The sequence below is a fragment of the Thermostichus sp. MS-CIW-41 genome, from assembly GCF_054058915.1.
This window is the reverse complement of sequence record NZ_JBSSBO010000007.1, coordinates 45899-64092: the sequence shown is the minus strand read 5'-3', so window position 1 is coordinate 64092 and position 18194 is coordinate 45899. Positions and strand designations below refer to the sequence as shown.

General features: G+C 57.1%; 16 protein-coding genes and 1 pseudogene. 4 read left to right on the top strand and 13 right to left on the bottom strand.

The window, feature by feature from the left end; genetic code table 11:
* Positions 1 to 20: 20 nt before the first annotated feature.
* On the top strand, positions 21 to 3383 hold the full coding sequence (locus ACVWXE_RS03745; protein WP_457489617.1) for a Swt1 family HEPN domain-containing protein: 3363 nt from the start codon (positions 21 to 23) through the stop codon (positions 3381 to 3383).
* A 154-nt stretch (positions 3384 to 3537) separates the two neighbouring features.
* Here ACVWXE_RS03745 and ACVWXE_RS03740 read toward each other — a convergent pair whose 3' ends face one another.
* The 6 genes from ACVWXE_RS03740 to ACVWXE_RS03715 form a co-directional block, all read right to left on the bottom strand.
* On the bottom strand, positions 3538 to 4902 hold the full coding sequence (locus tag ACVWXE_RS03740) for a cytosine deaminase (protein ID WP_457489625.1): 1365 nt from the start codon (positions 4900 to 4902) through the stop codon (positions 3538 to 3540).
* A 75-nt stretch (positions 4903 to 4977) separates the two neighbouring features.
* Positions 4978 to 5307, bottom strand: coding sequence for a YggT family protein (locus ACVWXE_RS03735; RefSeq protein WP_011432695.1), 330 nt, complete (start codon positions 5305 to 5307; stop codon positions 4978 to 4980).
* Positions 5308 to 5377: 70 nt separating this feature from the next.
* On the bottom strand, positions 5378 to 6571 hold the full coding sequence (locus tag ACVWXE_RS03730; RefSeq protein WP_457489616.1) for an RNA-guided endonuclease InsQ/TnpB family protein: 1194 nt from the start codon (positions 6569 to 6571) through the stop codon (positions 5378 to 5380).
* 195 nt (positions 6572 to 6766) lie between these two features.
* Complete coding sequence (locus ACVWXE_RS03725) at positions 6767 to 7135, bottom strand: hypothetical protein (protein ID WP_457489615.1); 369 nt, start codon at positions 7133 to 7135, stop codon at positions 6767 to 6769.
* 48 nt (positions 7136 to 7183) lie between these two features.
* Positions 7184 to 8956 (bottom strand): ABC1 kinase family protein, encoded by a 1773-nt coding sequence (locus ACVWXE_RS03720; protein ID WP_457489614.1) that lies wholly within the window; start codon positions 8954 to 8956, stop codon positions 7184 to 7186.
* A 135-nt stretch (positions 8957 to 9091) separates the two neighbouring features.
* Positions 9092 to 10378, bottom strand: coding sequence for a glucose-1-phosphate adenylyltransferase (locus ACVWXE_RS03715; RefSeq protein ID WP_457445209.1), 1287 nt, complete (start codon positions 10376 to 10378; stop codon positions 9092 to 9094).
* Between the two features lie 131 nt (positions 10379 to 10509).
* Here ACVWXE_RS03715 and ACVWXE_RS03710 point away from each other — a divergent pair, with 131 nt between their 5' ends.
* From ACVWXE_RS03710 to sat, 3 genes are all read left to right on the top strand, one after another.
* Entirely contained in the window at positions 10510 to 11292 is a 783-nt protein-coding gene (locus ACVWXE_RS03710; protein ID WP_457384419.1) for a ParA family protein, read from the top strand.
* A 140-nt stretch (positions 11293 to 11432) separates the two neighbouring features.
* Positions 11433 to 11801, top strand: a complete 369-nt coding sequence (locus ACVWXE_RS03705) for a hypothetical protein (RefSeq protein ID WP_414329683.1) — start codon at positions 11433 to 11435, stop codon at positions 11799 to 11801.
* A gap of 166 nt (positions 11802 to 11967) precedes the next feature.
* The gene (sat, locus tag ACVWXE_RS03700; RefSeq protein ID WP_414423984.1) at positions 11968 to 13158 is read left to right on the top strand and encodes a sulfate adenylyltransferase; all 1191 of its coding nucleotides are present in this window, start codon (positions 11968 to 11970) and stop codon (positions 13156 to 13158) included.
* Between the two features lie 117 nt (positions 13159 to 13275).
* On the opposite strand, the pseudogene ACVWXE_RS03695 reads toward sat, so the two are convergent.
* The 7 genes and pseudogenes from ACVWXE_RS03695 to pstC form a co-directional block, all read right to left on the bottom strand.
* A pseudogene (locus ACVWXE_RS03695) lies at positions 13276 to 13368 on the bottom strand (copper amine oxidase); the annotation flags it as partial.
* Between the two features lie 112 nt (positions 13369 to 13480).
* The gene (locus ACVWXE_RS03690) at positions 13481 to 13657 is read right to left on the bottom strand and encodes a hypothetical protein (RefSeq protein WP_414332524.1); all 177 of its coding nucleotides are present in this window, start codon (positions 13655 to 13657) and stop codon (positions 13481 to 13483) included.
* A 350-nt stretch (positions 13658 to 14007) separates the two neighbouring features.
* Positions 14008 to 14433: a hypothetical protein gene (locus ACVWXE_RS03685; protein ID WP_011432703.1), complete on the bottom strand. Its 426-nt coding sequence runs from the start codon at positions 14431 to 14433 to the stop codon at positions 14008 to 14010.
* Positions 14434 to 14476: 43 nt separating this feature from the next.
* Positions 14477 to 15304 (bottom strand): TlyA family RNA methyltransferase, encoded by an 828-nt coding sequence (locus ACVWXE_RS03680; RefSeq protein WP_457489613.1) that lies wholly within the window; start codon positions 15302 to 15304, stop codon positions 14477 to 14479.
* 95 nt (positions 15305 to 15399) lie between these two features.
* A complete protein-coding gene (pstB, locus tag ACVWXE_RS03675; RefSeq protein ID WP_414388053.1) occupies positions 15400 to 16227 on the bottom strand; it encodes a phosphate ABC transporter ATP-binding protein PstB in 828 nt (275 codons plus the stop codon).
* Between the two features lie 82 nt (positions 16228 to 16309).
* Complete coding sequence (gene pstA, locus ACVWXE_RS03670) at positions 16310 to 17200, bottom strand: phosphate ABC transporter permease PstA (protein WP_457467002.1); 891 nt, start codon at positions 17198 to 17200, stop codon at positions 16310 to 16312.
* Between the two features lie 6 nt (positions 17201 to 17206).
* Positions 17207 to 18175 (bottom strand): phosphate ABC transporter permease subunit PstC, encoded by a 969-nt coding sequence (gene pstC / locus ACVWXE_RS03665; RefSeq protein ID WP_457489612.1) that lies wholly within the window; start codon positions 18173 to 18175, stop codon positions 17207 to 17209.
* Positions 18176 to 18194 lie beyond the last annotated feature (19 nt).

Sequence of the window (18194 nt, the reverse complement as noted above, 5' to 3'; positions counted from 1 at the left end):
TCAATTTCATTCAATCACTTATGGCTATCAGCAACCACGAACGAGTTGGACGCGCCCTCAACCTTCTGCGGCAGGGGCTTTATCCTTTTGTCGTGCGGGAGATGCAAGCCTTCCATGGAGAGAAGTGGCTGACAGTTGTCGCCGACAACCTGCCCGAGAGCTCTCCCAAATTCAAAAGTCCTGAGCAGATCCTGGAGGAAGATGTTTTGGCGCTGCTGACTCTCATGTGGGAGCAGTGGAACACCGTCTTCAGGCAAACTCTGGGACAAGCGGAGCGCACCCTAGTCAGCGAGCTGCGCAATACCCGCAACACCTGGGCCCACACCTGCACTTTTGGTTTTGACGATGCCTATCGCGCCCTCGATAGCGTTGCCCGACTGCTGAGCGCCATTGCTGCCCCCCAAGCTGCCGAAGTTGAAAAACAAAAACAAGAGCTACTGCGACTGCGCTTCGAAGAACAGGCCAAGCGGGAAAGCCGTCGCGCTATGGGATCCCCTACAGAAGGTCAGCCCCAGGCTGGCCTCAAGCCCTGGCGCGAGGTTGCCACTCCCCACCCCGATGTGGCTTCAGGTCGCTTCCAACAAGCCGAATTTGCCGCCGATCTTTGGGAAGTCTACCTGGGCGAAGGTTCGGATGAGTACCGGGATCCCGTCGAGTTCTACCGCCGCACCTACCTTACCGAGGGATTGCAACAACTGCTCACCAATGCCCTGAAGCGCCTCAGCGGCCAAGGGGGGGATCCCGTGATAGAGTTGCAGACCAACTTTGGCGGCGGCAAAACCCACGCCATGCTTGCCCTCTACCACCTCTTTGGAAGAGGGGCTAGGGGTGAGGGCCCCCTACCCGGCACAGAGTCTCTTCTCCAAGCCGTCGGCCTGCAGAGACCACCTCAAAACGTCAGGATAGCCGTCCTGGTGGGGAACAAGCTCCAGCCCAGCGGCATTCCCTCCTACAAGCCTGGGCACGCCCAGCAAAACCGCCCCCTGATCCGCACCCTTTGGGGGGAGTTGGCCTGGCAACTGGGAGGTGCCGAAGGCTATGCGCGGGTGCAGCAGGCCGACGCAACTTCCACCAACCCCGGCGATGCGCTTAAAGTCTTGTTCAACCGCTATGCCCCTTGCCTGATCCTAATCGATGAGTGGGTGGCCTATGCTCGCCAACTCCACGACAGCCCTGACCTAGCCGGCGGCAGTTTCGACACCCAGTTTACCTTTGCCCAAACCCTGAGCGAATCGGCCAAGAACGCAAAAGATACACTGCTGGTGGTGAGCCTTCCTTCTTCGGATATCGAAATTGGCGGGGAGCGGGGCAAAGAAGCTCTGGTTCGCCTGAGAAATGCCATTGGCCGGGTGGAATCCCCTTGGCGGCCCGCGAGCGCTGAAGAAAGCTTTGAAATTGTCCGCCGCCGCCTGTTTCAGCCCCTCACCAATCCCGAGCTATTTGTGCAGCGGGATGCCGTGGTGAAAGCGTTCATGGATCTCTATCGCAGCCAAAGCCAGGAATTTCCCAGCGAGTGCAAAGAAAGTGACTACGAACGCCGCCTCAAGGCTGCTTATCCCATTCATCCAGAGCTGTTTGACCGCCTTTACTCCGACTGGTCTACTCTCGACAAGTTTCAACGCACCCGCGGTGTGCTACGGCTGATGGCCAGGGTCATCCACACCCTCTGGGAGCGAAATGACCGCAGCCTGATGATCCTGCCCGCCCACATCCCCATGGACGATCAACAGGTACAAGCAGAGCTGACCCGCTACCTAGACGACAACTGGCTGCCGGTAATCGACAAAGACGTGGATGGCCCCACTTCCCTGCCCCTGACTCTCGACCGAGATCACCCCAACCTGGGCCGGTATTCCGCCTGTCGCCGGGTTGCCCGCACCATCTACATGGGATCCGCCCCCACCCTGCGGGCCGCCAACCGCGGCATTGAGGAGCGCCGCATCAAGCTGGGCTGCGTGCAACCGGGAGAACACCCCATCACCTTCGGCGATGCCCTGCGGCGGCTATCCGACCAGGCAACTTACCTATACGGAGATGGCAGTCGCTACTGGATTTCCACCCAGCCCAACGTCAACCGCACTGCTCAGGAGCGAGCCGAGCAACTGTTGAGGGACGAGCCCCACACCCTCTGCCAAGAGATCATCCGGCGCCTCAAAGCCGACAGAAATCGCGGTGAGTTCAGCGCCGTTCACGTTGCCCCCGACTCCACTGCCGATATTCCCGACGATCCCACTTTAGGCGTGCGGCTGGTGATCCTGCATCCTCAGTATTCCCATAGCCGGGGTAGCCAGGATAGCCCTGGGCGAGTCTGGGCTGAGCAGGCCCTCCAGCGTCGCGGCAGCGGCCCCCGCTACTACAGGAACATGCTGCTGTTTTTGGCGCCCGACAAAACCCGCCTGGAAAGCCTAGAACGCAATACCGCCCAATACCTAGCTTGGAAAGGGATCCTGGAAGACAAAGATCTCCTCAACCTAGATGCCTTCCAAACCGCCCAAGCCAATACCAAGCTGCACCAATCCGAGGCTGCTGTTGAGGCTGCTCTGCGGGAAACCTATCAATGGCTGCTGATCCCAGCCCAGCCTGATCCCCAAGGCAGTCTAGAGTGGAAAGAATGCCGACTGCAGGGGCAAGATTCCCCCATTTTGCAAGCCAGCCGCAAAGCTGTCCACGAGGGGGATCTGGTTACCGCTTACTCTGCCATCACCCTCCGCCTGGATACGCTGGATAGATTCCTCTGGCGCGAGGCTGATCACATCGATCTCAAACGACTGTGGGAATGCCTGGCCCAGTACCTCTACCTACCCCGCTTGAAAGACCCATCCGTTCTTCTAAGAGCTGTAGAAGACGGGGTAGCCTCAACTGCTTGGGAGGATAGCTTTGCCTACGCAGAGGCCTTCGATGAGTCCAAAGGCAAATACCTCGGCTTGCAAGTGGCAGCCATAGTCAAGCCCAGCATCGGTTCCAACAGCCTGCTGGTCAAGCCAGAGGTTGCCCGCCGTCAATTGGAAGCCCTTCAAGTTCCTTCCCCAAAGGCGCCCTGCATCTTCCCAGACAGCACTCCGCCTCTTCCTGGCCCCGGCGAGGAGGATTCCCCAGTTACGAATCAAGGAAATCAAGTTTCCCAGCCGGCGTTGCCGAGGCGATTTTACGGCAGGGTGGAAATGGATCCCCTGCGGGTCAACAGAGATGTTGCAACCCTTGCCGACGAGGTCATCCGGCACCTGACCAATCTGCCAGGAGCCACTGTCAAAATTACCCTGGAAATCGACGCGGAAATACCGGAAGGCTTACCGGAGAGCGTGAGGCGCACGGTAGCGGAAAACTGCCGAACCTTAAAGTTCTGCACCCTGGAGTTCGAGGACAATCCGCATAGTCATTTTTAAGCGGGAATGAAACTTTTTCCTTAGCATTGTGCACTAGCTCCTCTCTCCCTTTGCCTGGAGGTGGTGGTTGTGGCAGCGGCGCGGAACGCTGGGGCGGCACCGTGGAGCAATTGGGAAGTGTCTTAATCTAACTTGAAACGACTGTGACCCCGCTCTACTTCTCGGAGCTGAGCGCTGTCCCCACCTTCTCCATCAAGTCGTCCAGTTCGCTGTAGTCCGGCAGAGTCGTGTCGATGGCCTGCCCCTGACGCAACACCACCCGGTCATGTTGGGGTCGCGAGAGCAGCTCGTCAAAGCCACGTCCTTTGAACAGCACCAGATCTGCCGGCAAGCCCACCCCAATTTGCCCTCGCTCGGTCAAGCCCATGATGCGGGCAGGGGTGGTGGTAATCGCCTGTGGCCAATCCCCATAGGGGGTATCCAGGTGCAAAATGCGGGTGGCCTCCCGGAACACCTCCAGGCCGTCGTGATCCCCAAAGCCATAAAAGGGATCCCGACAGTTATCGCTGGCTATCATCACCGGCACGCCCAAGGCTTTCAGCTCGTGCAGCAGCGTCACTCCCCGCCAGCGGGGGGTATGGCCGGGGTTACGGGCTTGCAAGTACAGGTTACACATGGGCAGGCTGACCACGGCGATCCCCGCCTCTCTAACCATGGCCATGGTCTTGTGGGCCACTTGCGGGGGTTGCACAGCTAGGCTACAGCAATGGCCACACACCACCTGATGGGGAAAATCGTTGCGCAAGGCCGCCGCTGCTACGTGTCTCAATGTGAGGGATCCCGGATCATCCGTCTCATCCGTATGAAAGTCCAGAGCCAAGCCCCGCTCTTTGGCCAGGGCAAACACCCGATCCAATTGCCGATCCAGTTCCGGCCCCATCGCCGCCACCCCACCCAGGATCCCGCCCACTTCCGCCACCTTGTCCGCCAGCTTTTCCCCTGCAGGGGTGAGAAAGGCATCCAAGCTCAGAAGCGTGACCGCCTGGAGTTCCAGCTTGCCCGCCCACTCTCGGCGCAGCTGAACAAACACCTCCCAGTTGGCCCCCATAACTTGAGGGTTCTCACAGGCCAGATGGGTGCGCACCGCCTGGGATCCATGGGCATAGCTGCAGCGCAAACCAAAGCTGAAGCGACGGTAGAGATCCTCCCGAAACTGCTCCGGATCCCTGCCATAAGCTTGCTCCATCTTCGCCCAATCTTCCTGGCCGGCCTGACTCGCCCCGGCAAAGGTGCCATCGGGATTGGGGGTGCGCGGCCACACATGCCCCTTATCCAGGTGGGTATGGATGTCCACAAAACACGGCCACACCTGGCCCCGCCTTAGATCCACGCTGGGGATCCCCTGGGGCGGGATCCCTGTTGCCGCCTGGATTTGGCGGATCTGCCCCCCTTCGATTTCCAGATCCAGCAACACCAGGTTATCGCGGTTGGGAACAGCTCCTGGCACCGCCTCCTTCAGTACCGACAGGGGAACCTGAGCATTCAGCAGCCAGTAGTGGGCAACGCCGGGGATCTGCATGGCGGGCAACGAAAAAAGCAGCTCTCCATCGTAAAGGGATCCCGGCCTATCCAGATGAATCCAGTGCTACAGCGGCTAGGCAAACTGGCCCACCACCTGCATGGCAAAACTGAGCAAAATGAAGGCCAACCAGGGGGAAAAGTCCAAGCCACCAATGGGGGGAATGATGCCGCGGAACAGGTTGAGATAGGGATCGGTGAGTTGGCTGAGCACCGACAGGATGGGGTTAGACCAGTTCAGTTGCGGGAACCAGCTCAGCAAAATCCGCACGATCAGCAGAGCATTGTAAATGACAATGAACTGGTAAAGGGAGCGGAACAGCAAAGACGCGGCAGTGCCGTAGACCAACCCCAGGGAGAGGCCGTCCACCCAAGCGAGAGGAGACAACAAGTGACTGAGCATCATGGTTGGGAAAAGTAGGGAAACAACTCGATCAACTCAACATCCATTAAGGTAAACTACCCGGCTCCGACCGCTAAGCGGTACGGAGCGGGCTTTCAGTAGCCCTGAGCCTGCTCTGCTCTACCAGAGAACAAAACAGGCCCGAACCTCTAGGCTGGTTTACAGCAGCCCCCAAGAGCGCAATTACGTTTGCACCATTCAAGTCCGCATCTCCTTCCCATCCACAGTGCCCACACTTAAACTTCTTCCCACTGCGGTAGGATTGCGCAGGGTCGGGATGGATATGCAAACACCGGTGGCAGGTCTGCGACGTGTAGGCAGGCGGCACAAGAATCAGAGAAACCCCTGCAACCCTCGCCTTGTATTCCAGAAACTGGCGTAGCTGGTAGAACGCCCAACTGTTGGCCCTGCGCCTTTCGGTTTTGCTGCGTGGCTGTTGATTGACCCTTTCCCGGATCCCTGTCAGGTCTTCCAGAGCAAGAGCGCTGTTGGTAGCCTTTGCCCTGGAGACAATAGCTTTGGAGATGCGATGATTGACCCACACTTGAAAGCGCCTCTCCTTGCCAGACAGCCGTTGCAACAGTTCTCTGCATCTGCGCCGCGAACTGCGTGTGCCCTTACTGGCTTTGCGTTGGAGTACCGCCCTCAACCGGGAGTAGCGGTCGCGGACTCTGTTCAACTGCTGTCCATTCCAGTTGTCCCCCTCTGACGTATGGGCAATATCCGTCCTGCCCAAATCCACCCCGATCACCTTGTCGGTATCTTGTTGCTTGGGTGGTTTTTTCTCTACGCAAATCTGGATGTAGTAGGAGCCATCTTTGCGCTTGACCAGCGTGGCAGCTTTTGGGTTGGAACCAGCCAGCATCCCACGCTGGTAGTTGCCAATGACCAGTTCAAAGCGTTCTCTCCCTTCCACCGTGGTCAGCGACACCGTCCAGTCTTTTTGACGGAACGAAAAGATGCGAGCGTCGTAGGTAACAAAGCTGCTCTTAAACTCCTTGACGGGACGCTTTTTCTGCTTAGCCACTTTGCGGGAACCCGCTACCCGTCTGCACACCTGTTGAGCCAAGTTACTGGACAAGCCAAACCGGGCTCGAATCTCGTAGTAGCAAAGGGATTGGAGTTTGACTGCGTTGACTACTTTTTCTGGTGTGTTTTGGTTGACCCAGTTCAATGCCTGTACAAAGGCATCCATCGTCGCGTCCAATTTGGCGGCTTGCGACTGGGCTACCTTGAGCTTGCAGGAGACGGTCAGGACTTGGGTCATGGTTCTATTGTAACCTCGCATTCCTCCCGGCACTGACCCTACGGGTACAGTGCGGGGCTCCTGCGATTTCTAGCTGAAGCACCTTCGCCAGAGGCAGACCTGGCCCAGGATCGCAACTCAGCCGAGAGAGGATGGCAGAACCTAGAGAGGAAAGCCGCTGCCGCCTCTAGTTTGGCATGGACAGGGATCCCCTGCTCAAGGCTTTTCCTCAACAGCCCTGGAAGAGGTTTCCTTGACGAGCAATTGCGTGCGCATGGCCTGAATCGCCTCGTTTAACTCGGCAATCTTGGCCTCTAGAGTGCGGCGGGCTTGAGCAATGCGTTCTGCCTCATTTTCCCACTTCTTCCAGTCGCTGGACATGGCCGACTCACCCGAAGCACTGAGGCGCGGTCGTTCAGGGGTTGCGGAGGTGCCGTTGAGACGATCCGGATCCCGGCGTTGGCCTTCGGCGGATCCCTTTCTGAGTCGAGGGGCAAGCACAAACCCAATGACCCCGCCGATGATCCCTCCCAACAGGGCGCCAGTCACTACACCCGCAATGAAGTCACCTTTCTGATCTGCCACGCTTTTGTCCAGCTCAATAACAATAAACTTGAGTCATCTTCTTCCGTTCTACCTTTCCTGTCCCACTCCTGCCAGCAAATCCGACCAGGGTTGAGGTAGCCGCCAGCGGCTAAGATGTTCCAGATGGGCTTGCACCTGCTCCCTCAACTCGGCAAACGTGTGTTGCAGATCGCCGGTCGAGGGTAGGGATCTCAGCGTTGCCTGCCAGAGGTAAGCTGGGGAAAGTTCAGGGCTGAGCAACTGCCACAAACGCTGCAGCTTCTCAAAGTGAAGGCGATCATCTTCTGTGAGGGAAAGCACCAACTGGCGACGCAGATCGCGGGCCTCTTCCGACATCAGGTAGCGCAAACCCGTTTGGGCGGTGGGTAACCAATCCAATCCCCCATCGCTGCGGGCAATTTGAATCAGGTTCTCCAGGCGGTTCCAGCGGAACTTACCATCCTTGATCAACACTTGCAGCAGCCGTTGGCGAATACGCGGCGATTCATCCGTCAGCAGGCGCTTGGCCACATAGGGATAGGCCACACCGACGATGCGGAACTGGGGATAGAGGCTGAGGGCTACTCCCTCTTGGGTCACCAAAGAGCGGATCACCAGAGCAAAGTGGGAGGGCACCTGAAAGGGGTAGCGGTACATCAAGTCGGAGAACTGATCTGTGGCCGTTTTGAAGTTAAAGTTGACCACCTCTTGGGTCAGCACGTCTGCCAGCACCTTTTCCAAGGCGGGGATCAGCTCTTGGCGGCCGACATCCGACTGCAAAAAGCCCAGATGAATAAAGTCATCGATCAGGGCGTTGTAGTCGCGATCCACCAGGTGAACCAGAGCATCCACCAAGTACTCCTTCATTTCCTCGGTAAGCTGATCCATCATGCCGAAATCGATGTAGGCCATACGGCCATCGGTGAGGGCAAACAAGTTACCTGGGTGGGGATCCGCGTGGAAAAAGCCGTATTCCAGCAATTGCTTGAGGGCAGCAACCACCCCGATACGCACCAATTGTTTCACCTCCAGGTTGGCTGCTCGAATGCGCTCCACATCCGTCAGCTTGATGCCGTCGATCCACTCCAGGGTCAGAACCCGGCGGGTGCTGTAAGCCCAGAAGATGCGCGGCACGTACACATCCGGATCGTCGCGGAAGTATTCGGCGAAGCGCTCGCAGTTTCGCCCTTCGTGCAGGTAGTCGATCTCCTCAAAAAGCTTGCGGCCAAACTCATCGACCACCGCCGTCAAAGTACTGCCCAGGTTTAAGGGCAGCCAGGGGCCCAGCCATGTCGAGGCCCAGCGAATCAGGTACAGATCCAGGCTCAACTGCTCTCGCAGATGGGGTCGCTGCACCTTCACCGCCACCCATTCGCCGCTGTGCAACTGCGCTTTGTAAACCTGGCCCAAACTGGCAGCAGCCACCGGCTCTGGAGAGATCTGGGCAAAGATCTCGGCAATCGGACGGCCCAACTCGGATTCGATGCGGGCAAATGCTTGCTCGGAAGGAAATGGCGGCAGTTGATCTTGCAGTTGGGTGAGTTCTTCTAGGTAGTCTTTGCGCACCAGATCGGGGCGGGTGGAGAGGGCCTGACCCACCTTGATGAACGTTGGCCCCAGGTCGGTGAGCAGCTTTCGCAACTGCACCGAGCGCCGTCCCACATTGCGATCAGTGTGTCCCCACAGTTGATCCCAGCGCAAACAGAGGACAAACCACAAGAAAGGCCAGAGAATGGCCAGCGCCCGACCGATCACTTGGGGCAGGCGCCAGCGGTAATAGCGGCAGATCAATTGCGGATCGTAAACTTCCAAAGCGGCAACTGATGAAATTCTACTAAACACACTCCAGCGATCTCACAGTCTTTTGTTTTGAAGCTCTCGGTATCCATCTTAACAGAAAAAGCCTCGCCGTTTCTGCGCAAGGGCCTGTCAGCCCCATCCTGCCCCCTTCTCGGCCAGGGCCGGCCTGTTTCCCCCTCAAATGATGGTGTTGTCCGGGATCACCGAGTCTTTGATGATGGTGACGATGCCGTTGCTGATCCAGATCCCTTCCTCTTCCCGCTGCGCTTCGGTGACGTGATCCTTGTTGAGGATGCGGACATTGCGCCCAATGCGGGCATTCTTATCCACGATGGCGTTGACAATGTGAGAGTTGGCCCCGATGCCCACCGGTGGGATCCCTTCCTCCAGCCTGGCCTGCCGCTCTTCTACCGACTCGTAGTAATCGGCTCCCATCACCAGGGTGTTTTCGATGATGGTGTTGGCCTCCAAGCGGCTGCGAATGCCGATGATGGAGTTGCGAATTTGGGCGTTTTTGATGATGCAACCATCGGCGATCATGGAGTTGACAATCTGGGAGTCGAGGATTTTGTTGGGGGGCAAAAAGCGCGGGCGGGTGTAGATGGGCATTTCGCTGTCGAAGAAGCTGAAGGGCGGGTTGGGCTGCTGCACCAGTGCCAGGTTGGCCCGGTAAAAAGCCTCGATGGTGCCGATGTCTTCCCAGTAACCCTTGAAGAGGTAGGCTTGCAGATGGTACTTGCCGATGGCTGCCGGCAGCACCTCTTTGCCAAAGTCGGTGTGCTCCTTGACTTTGAGCATCTCGATCAGAGCTTCTCGCTTGAATACATAGATGCCCATGGAGGCGATGTAGGGCTTGGCTTTGGCTTCTTCCGGGCTGAGGCCGAGGGCTTGGGTGTCCACCTGACAGGCTTTCAGCAGATCTCCTGTTGGCTTTTCCTTGAAATCCACAATGCGACCGTTCTCGCCAAGCTTGAGCAAGCCAAAACCCGAGGCCACTTTTTCTTCACAGGGGAGCACCGCCAGCGTCACATCGGCCCCAACCTGCCGGTGATGGTGGATGAAGGGGCGGTAGTCCATGCGGTAGAGGTGATCCCCAGATAGGATGAGGAAGTCCCGCGGCTTCCAGGAGTCCATCAGCCAGAGGTATTGGCGGACAGCATCGGCGGTGCCTTGGAACCAATCGGGATTGTCAGGGGTTTGTTGGGCCGCCAAAACGTCCACAAAGCCGCCTGTGAAGGGGGACAAGCGGTAGGTGTTGACGATGTGGCGGTTCAGAGAGGCCGAGTTGAACTGGGTGAGGACGTAGATTTTTTCGATGTCGGAGTTGATGCAGTTGCTGACCGGGATGTCGATGAGGCGGTATTTGCCGGCCAGGGGCACAGCGGGTTTGGCGCGGCGCTTGGTCAGGGGATAAAGTCGGGTGCCACGCCCACCTCCCAAGATGATCGCCAGTACATCGCGCATGGTTGTCCTCCACCAGGCTACACCCAATAGCATAGACTGCTGCGGGGCCACCTCAACGACTGTCCTGTCCAATCTGGCCAGGCTGCTCGGGAAGGGGAACAAGTTGGCAAGACAGAATGCAGGGAGAGCTGATGGCGCGTATCCTGGCCTTTACCAACAACAAAGGGGGCACCGGCAAGTCCACCCTCTGCGTCCACGCGGCTCAGTTGACGGCCCAACGGGGATACCGAGTTCTGCTCATCGATCTCACGTCCCAGGCCACCGCCAGCAACCTTTACCTGGAAGGGGCCGGATCCCTGGCGGCACCGGAAACGGTTTGGGCCAGCTTACACCCGCAACACCAACGTCCTCTGGAAGAGGTGATCTACTGCACCGACAAGGGGGTAGATGTGGCGCCCTCCCACAGCACCATGGCGGAAGTGGCGGCCCAACTGGCTGCTGCCGGAGAGATGGGGCAGAATCTGTTGCAGCGCCAACTGGATCCCTTGCTGCCGGACTACGACTTCATCTTTCTCGATACGCCGGGAGAACTGAATGCCCTCACCGCCAATGCCCTGCGGGTGGCCCAGCGGGTGTTGATCCCGACACGGCTCAACCGCGCCGATTTCTCCTGCGCGGAAGTAACCTTGCGCTACATTGAGGCCCTGAAAGGCCAGCTAAGCCAAGCCCGCGCCATTTTGACAATGCTGGACGACCGCTATCTGCCGGGGGGCATTTGGTCGGGATCCCATACCGGGCAATTGTACGTGCAAGCGCAACAGATTTTTGCGGATGTGCTTTCACCCGTTACCATTCCAGATAGCAGCGATTTGCGCATCGCCTTTGACTACGGCTTGACGGTGATGGACTATCGGCCTGGGTCGGCGGTGTGTCAGCGGCTGCTACAGTTGGTTGAACACGAGGTGCTCTTGTGACCGGATCTGACCGTAGCCTCTTTCCTTCGTCGGGGGAAACTTCCCGCCGCTCCGGCGGAATTCGGCGCAAGGCCGGTGCTAAAACCAGTTCAGAGCCCACCTCCGCAGAGTCTACTCCCACAGGTGAGGAGCCGACAACGATGTCTTCTCAGTCTCCCCCAGAACCAACCCCAGAATTGCCGGAAATTGCAGCCCTCAAAAGCCAACTGGCCGAAGCTCAACAACTCTTGCAGGACTACCAAAACAAAGTCTCTACCCTGCAAGCTCAATTGCAGCAAGTCACTGCCCATCGGGACGAATTGCAAAAGGCGCTGGCGCAGTTGCAAGCGGTCGCGGACGAGCGGGCCAAAACCATCCAGGAGTTACGGAAACCCAAAGAGCAAGCCCCCATCATTCAGCCCAAACCCCAATCCTCGCCTCTGCACGCGCAAAAGAAGATCATGAATCGGCCCATCTTCGACAACGTATCGGCCACCGATGAAAGCATGCCTCCCTATCTGCTGGATTGACCGGGATGGAAGGGATCCCTGAGGGTGTGAGCCTGGATGGGGTCTCCATCTGTTCTGCTCCCGCCTGCTTTCAGCCCGACCTGTGCTTTCTTCCCCACTTTCTGGGGATCTGGGATCCGATAGTTGGATATTGGATTGGATAACCTTTGTTCCCGCTGCCCTTCCCATGAGCCAATCTCCATCGACTCTCCCTTCTGGTGATGCCATTCCGCCCCACGGGGGCACCCTGATCAACCGCATTGCCCCGCCTGAGCAGGCGCAGGAGCTGCGTTCCAAAGCCGAACATTGCCCCATCCTCTATCTCGACGAGCGGGCCCAATCGGATCTGGAGATGATCGCTATCGGGGGCTTCAGCCCGCTAACGGGGTTTATGGGGCGGGAAGATTACCAGGCCGTTCTGGAAACAATGCACCTGGCCAATGGCTTGGCTTGGTCGCTGCCGGTCACCCTGCCGGTCTCCTCAGAAGTGGCAGCGGGTCTGAAAGAGGGGCAAATGATTGCCTTGGCCAGTGCCGAGGGCAAGATCCTGGGCCTACTGGAGCTGACGGAGAAATTCACCTACGACAAAACCCGCGAAGCCCGGCAAGTTTATCGCACCACCGATGAGCAACATCCAGGGGTAAAGGTGCTCTACGAGCAGGGATCCGTCTATTTGGCCGGCCCCGTCACCCTCCTGCAGCGGGATCCCCACCCTCTTTTTCCGGCCTACCAGATTGACCCGGCCCAATCGCGGCAACTGTTTCGGGAAAGAGGCTGGAGAACCATTGTAGGCTTCCAAACCCGCAACCCCATCCACCGCGCCCATGAATACATCCAAAAATGTGCCTTGGAGATTGTGGACGGGCTATTTTTGCACCCGCTGGTGGGGGCTACCAAAAGCGATGACATTCCCGCCGATGTGCGTATGCGCTGCTACGAGGTGTTGATCGAAAAGTACTACCCCAAGGAGCGGGTGATCTTGGCCATCAACCCTGCGTCGATGCGCTACGCCGGCCCCCGCGAGGCTATTTTCCATGCTCTCATTCGCAAAAACTATGGCTGTACCCATTTCATTGTGGGGCGGGATCACGCCGGGGTGGGGAACTACTACGGTACCTACGATGCCCAACACATTTTCGATGAGTTCCAGCCGGGGGAGCTGGGCATCATTCCCTTGAAGTTTGAACATGCTTTCTATTGCACCGTCACCGGCACCATGGCCACGGCCAAGACCAGCCCCAGCCAGCCTCACCAGCGCATTCACCTCTCAGGTACCAAGGTGCGGGAAATGCTGCGCCGCGGTGAAGTGCCCCCGCCGGAGTTTTCTCGACCAGAAGTGGCCCGGCTGCTGGCCGAAGCCATGCGAGAGCGGGGTTAACCCTGGGAATCTCCCTAAGTGGCAGTCAAAAAGGGCCTGGGACAGACCAGACCCTCTGTATTGAAAGTTGTATTGAAAGTTGAACTTGAACCAGATTCCAGTCGAGTATCGGGCCGGCTCCGCTAGATTGATTGTCGGGTTGCGGTCGAAGAAGCCCCAAGGTACCAGCCTAAAGCCCGTTCTGTGTACAGGCATGACGGGCCAATCCTCATCCCATGAAAAAAACCCTGCCCAACGGCATGGGGAGAATGTATGATGGGGAGCCCGCGTTTCTACAGAACTCCCTCGAAGTCAAGCAGCCCTGAATAGGCAGCAACAGTTCTCATCCCGCCTCAAACCAGAGTTGTTCGGGATCCACATAATAGCAGCGGGCATTGTCCGCACAGATCAGCGCCCAGCCGTTTTGGTCGGCCTCGACCAAAGTATACTCACACTGGGGAATGAAATAGCCTTGGTGGTTTCGGGTATCGCTCTTAACCCAAACGGTCTGACGGTTCATCTTAAAGTTCCTCCCATCTGCAGTCAAAGGGGTCAAAAAAGTGAGGTTGGAAAACGGGACTCGATTCAGTGGCTATGGAAGCGGCGGCAGTGCAACACCACTGCAATTGAAGTGCAGCCACCGCCGAGCTAAGCATCTCGCGCCAGCCCGGAGTTCAATCTCATCAATCAACTGAGGCCGGGGAAGAGAAGCGACGAGAGCTAACCCCTATCGATAAATGGATCCCATATTGCTATTGGGTACAAGAAGTTTAGCACCAACTCCATGAGAACATCGCTAAGAGTTGTAGATTAAAATAAAAAGCTCTAGATTTTCCTAAAGTCTTGTTGCAAAACAAGGAATAGGGTCACTTAATCTTCTTCAAAGAGCCAGTTGTAAATCTTGCTCAAGTGGGGCCAAGCAGGACGGCGGTTCCCTCCCTCTTGCAGGTTGGATTTGACACCCTCAATCTGCTCGGGATCCCGTGCCAAGATTTGCTTAATGGCCTCCACCTGCTGGCGTACCCCGGTTTTTTTCAGCTCCAGCATGGCTAGGGTCAGATTCACACGGGGCTGGGCATCCACCGGATCCAACTTTACAGCAGTTTGAGCGGCCTTCAGAGCTTTTTCCGCCTGACCTTCCAGAAGATAAAGCCAGGACAAGCACGTCCAAGCCGCCGCCGCCTTTGGGGATCCCTTACAGATCGACTCAAAAGAGGGAATTAACGTCTTGGCTGCTTCCCCGGATTCATAGCGCCGAATCCCTTCCTGAAACAATTCTTCAATTTTTTGGCTCATCTCCCCCAACCCAGCACATCAACCTATTGACAAAATCGACAAGCTACCCGTGTAGGGTCGCTCTTGCCTGCTCGCTCATCTGTTGTAGCGCACTGCCGCTGGGGAGAGGGATCCCTTCTCCTTCAGCCAGCCAGAGCCAATACTCGATATTGCCGGCAGGGCCAGTGATGGGCGACCACGTGTAGCCTTGCACCTGCCAGCCCTGGGCCACGGCCGAGCGCATCACCGTCTCCAGCACGCGGGCATGGACAACCGGATCCCGTACCACCCCCTTTTTACCCACCTGGTCTCGGCCCGCCTCAAACTGGGGCTTCACCAGCAACAAAGCTTCCCGCGGCGGGCGCAACAGGTTCCAGAGAGGATCCAACACCTTGGTTAGGGAAATAAAAGAGAGATCCACCACTGCCAGATCTGGCCAGCTTGGAGTAGGCACCTCCGTTCCGTAGAGATCGACAGGCTGCAGGTAGCGCAGATTGGTTCGTTCCTTGAGGATGACCCGTGGGTCGGTTCGCAGAGACCAAGCCAGTTGCCCATAGCCCACATCCACTCCGTAGACCCGCTGGGCTCCCCGTTTCAACAAGCAGTCTGTAAAACCTCCTGTGGAAATGCCCGCATCCAAACAAATACGACCCTGCACCTGAACAGGAAAAGTTTGCAGCGCCCCCTGTAGCTTTTCTCCCCCCCGTGAGACAAAAGCAGGCCCAGACTGGATCTGCACCGTCGGATCCCCGCTCACCCAGGTTCCAGGCTTTTCCGCCCGCACCCCATTTAGAAAGACTTCTCCTGCCAAAATGGAGCGTTGCGCTTGCTGGCGTGAGGAAAAATATCCGCGCTCCACCAACCAGCTATCCAGACGCACCCGCTTGGCCATCTCGCCGGTGCCTCACCTTGCATAGATCTTCCCGCCCATTAGAATAGGCGAGCGGGATCCCAACTGACCAGAATTGAGGGATCGCCAACAGCAGATTAGCCGAACCGTCCGCTCACGTACTCTTCCGTTTCCCGATGGGCGGGAGAGTTAAAGATTTTCTCAGTGCGGTTAAACTCCACCAGCCGTCCGTAGCGAAACCCCTCTTCGTCGACTTCAGTGTTGAAGAAGGCGGTAAAGTCGGAGACCCGCGCTGCCTGCTGCATGTTGTGGGTAACGATAATGATCGTGTAGCGACGGCCCAGTTCCTTGAGCAACTCCTCAATGCGCAACGTGGAGATTGGATCCAACGAGGCACAGGGCTCGTCCATCAGGATAACCTCCGGCTGGATGGCCAAGGTGCGGGCAATGCAGAGGCGCTGCTGCTGTCCCCCCGAAAGGGAGAGGCCGCTCGTCTTCAACTTGTCTTTCACCTCGTCCCAGAGGACGGCCTGACGCAATGCGCGCTCTACCAGCTCATCCAAGTCTCCTTGGTAGCCGTTGACCCGTGGCCCAAAGGCAATGTTGTCGTAGATGGACTTCGGGAAGGGGTTGGGCTTTTGGAACACCAGGCCAACTCGCCGCCGCACTTCAGCAGGATCTACATCGGGATCGTAGATGTTTTTCCCGTGAAAAATTACGGATCCCTCTACTCTCGCCCCCGGGATCAGATCGTTCATGCGGTTAAAGCAGCGCAGCAAAGTACTCTTGCCGCAGCCGGAAGGGCCAATAAAAGCAGTGATGTGATTCTTGGGAATCTTCAGAGAAACCTGCTTCACCGCCAAATGAGAGCCGTAGTAAACACTGACTGCTTGCGTTTCCAGCTCAACAGTTAACTTGGCAGACTTCTTAGAGGAATCAGGAGTGCCGGGAAATGGAGGGCGCATAGGAATACCAGAGGTAGACGTTGCTTCAGAACCCAAACTCAAAATCGAAGAATAGTGAGGCAAAAATCTCAGAAGAACCAGATCAGATAGTAATGGTTTCCTGACGACGACTCAGCAGCAGCCGGAAACTGATCGTGGTGATCAAAACCAGAATCACCAAAGCCAAGGCTCCTCCCCAAGCAATTTTCTGCTGGTTCTCGAAGGGAACAATGGCAAAGTTGTAGATCAGCACCGCCAGCGAAGCTACTGGCTTCAGCAAACCATCGGGCCATAGGAAACTGAACAGAGCGGTGAAGATTAGAGGCGCTGTTTCCCCTGCTGCTCGGGCAATGGCCAAAGTCACCCCCGTTAGGATCACCGGCAAGGCAGCCGGCAAGACAACTCGAAACACGGTCTGCACCCGGGAAGCGCCCAGAGCATAGGCAGCAGCCCGAGTATCCGCCGGCACCAAGCGCAGAGCCTCCTCGCAGGAGAGGATGATGATCGGCAAAGTCAGCACCGATAGAGCTACCCCACCCGCCAGGGCAGAAAAGGTCTTAGTGGAGAGCACAAGCACCCCATAGGCAAACACCCCGGAAATGATGGAGGGAACCCCGGTCAGAACCTTGATGACGAAGCGCAAAGCCGAGGCTGTTGAGCTGTTCTGTCCAAACTCCGAAAGGTAAATCGCAGCAAACAAGCCAGTTGGGAAGGAGATCAAGATGGCAATCGATACCACAATGATCGTCCCCAGCACTGCGTTGCCAAAGCCACCTACCTGATCGCCAGGAGGAGGAGGAAGCTGGGTTAAGGTCTGCCAATTGAAGCGCTCAATGCCATTGACGAAAACATAGTAAAGGATGGAAGCGAGCACAACAATCGCAAAAATGCTGGAAGCAAAGATCAGGCCTGTCATCACCCAGTCCAGCACGACGCGCTTGGATCTGACTTTGCGTTTGAACAAATTGGCCTGTGCTGCCACTTGTGTCGCCATGTTCCTCTACTCCCGAGAAGCCGTCAAAGCAAACTTGACCCGACGAACCATCAGCTCAGCGATGATGTTGACCACCAGCGTAATGACCAGCAAGATCAAAGCCGCATACATCAGAGCCGAGATCTGCTCGTCGGCTGCTTCTGCAAACTCGCTGGCCAGCAATGCAGGGATGTTGCTGGCAGGGGCCAAAAGCGAGACTCTAATCCCCCGCGCATTGCCAATCAGCATTGCCACCGCCATGGTCTCGCCCAGGGCGCGTCCCAAACCCAGCACCACAGCCCCCAACATACCCCCAATCGCAGCCGGTAGTACCACTCCAAAAATAGCTTCCCATCGCGTAGCCCCCATCGCATAGGCAGCCGCGCGCAGCTCAGGAGGAACAGCCACCAAAACCTCTCTGGCGATGGCCGTGATGATGGGGATGATCATGATCCCCAAGACAACCCCTGCCGTCAGCATCCCCGGCCCAATCGGTGGTGTGCTGAAAATGGGAAGCCAATTGAAGTTCTCGTACAGGAACATCTGAACGGGGCGGAAGAAGGGGATGAAGACAAACAATCCCCAAATGCCGAACACCACACTGGGAATAGCCGCCAACAGCTCAACCACAATGATCAGAGCCAGACGCAAGGACTTCGGAAGAAAATCCTCGCTCAGAAAAATAGAGATGCCAAAGCTAAAAGGAACCCCCACAATCAGAGCGATGAGAGAAGTCACTAGCGTGCCGTAGATCTGTGGCCAGGCCCCATAGACGTCCTCGACCGGATCCCAGGTGGTGCTCCAGAAGAAACTCAGTCCAAACTTGCTGATAGCTGGCAAAGACTGAATGCCGATCTCCAGAGCAATCCAGAGCAGCAGAAAGGCTGAGAAAAACACTGCGATCCGTGTGGCCCAGATAAAAACCTGGTCGCGCCGGCGCTGGAAAACCGGTCGAGGCTGAAACATAGAACTGCTGTCAGAAAAAAAGGTATTCATCCGCCTGAAGCCAGAAGTG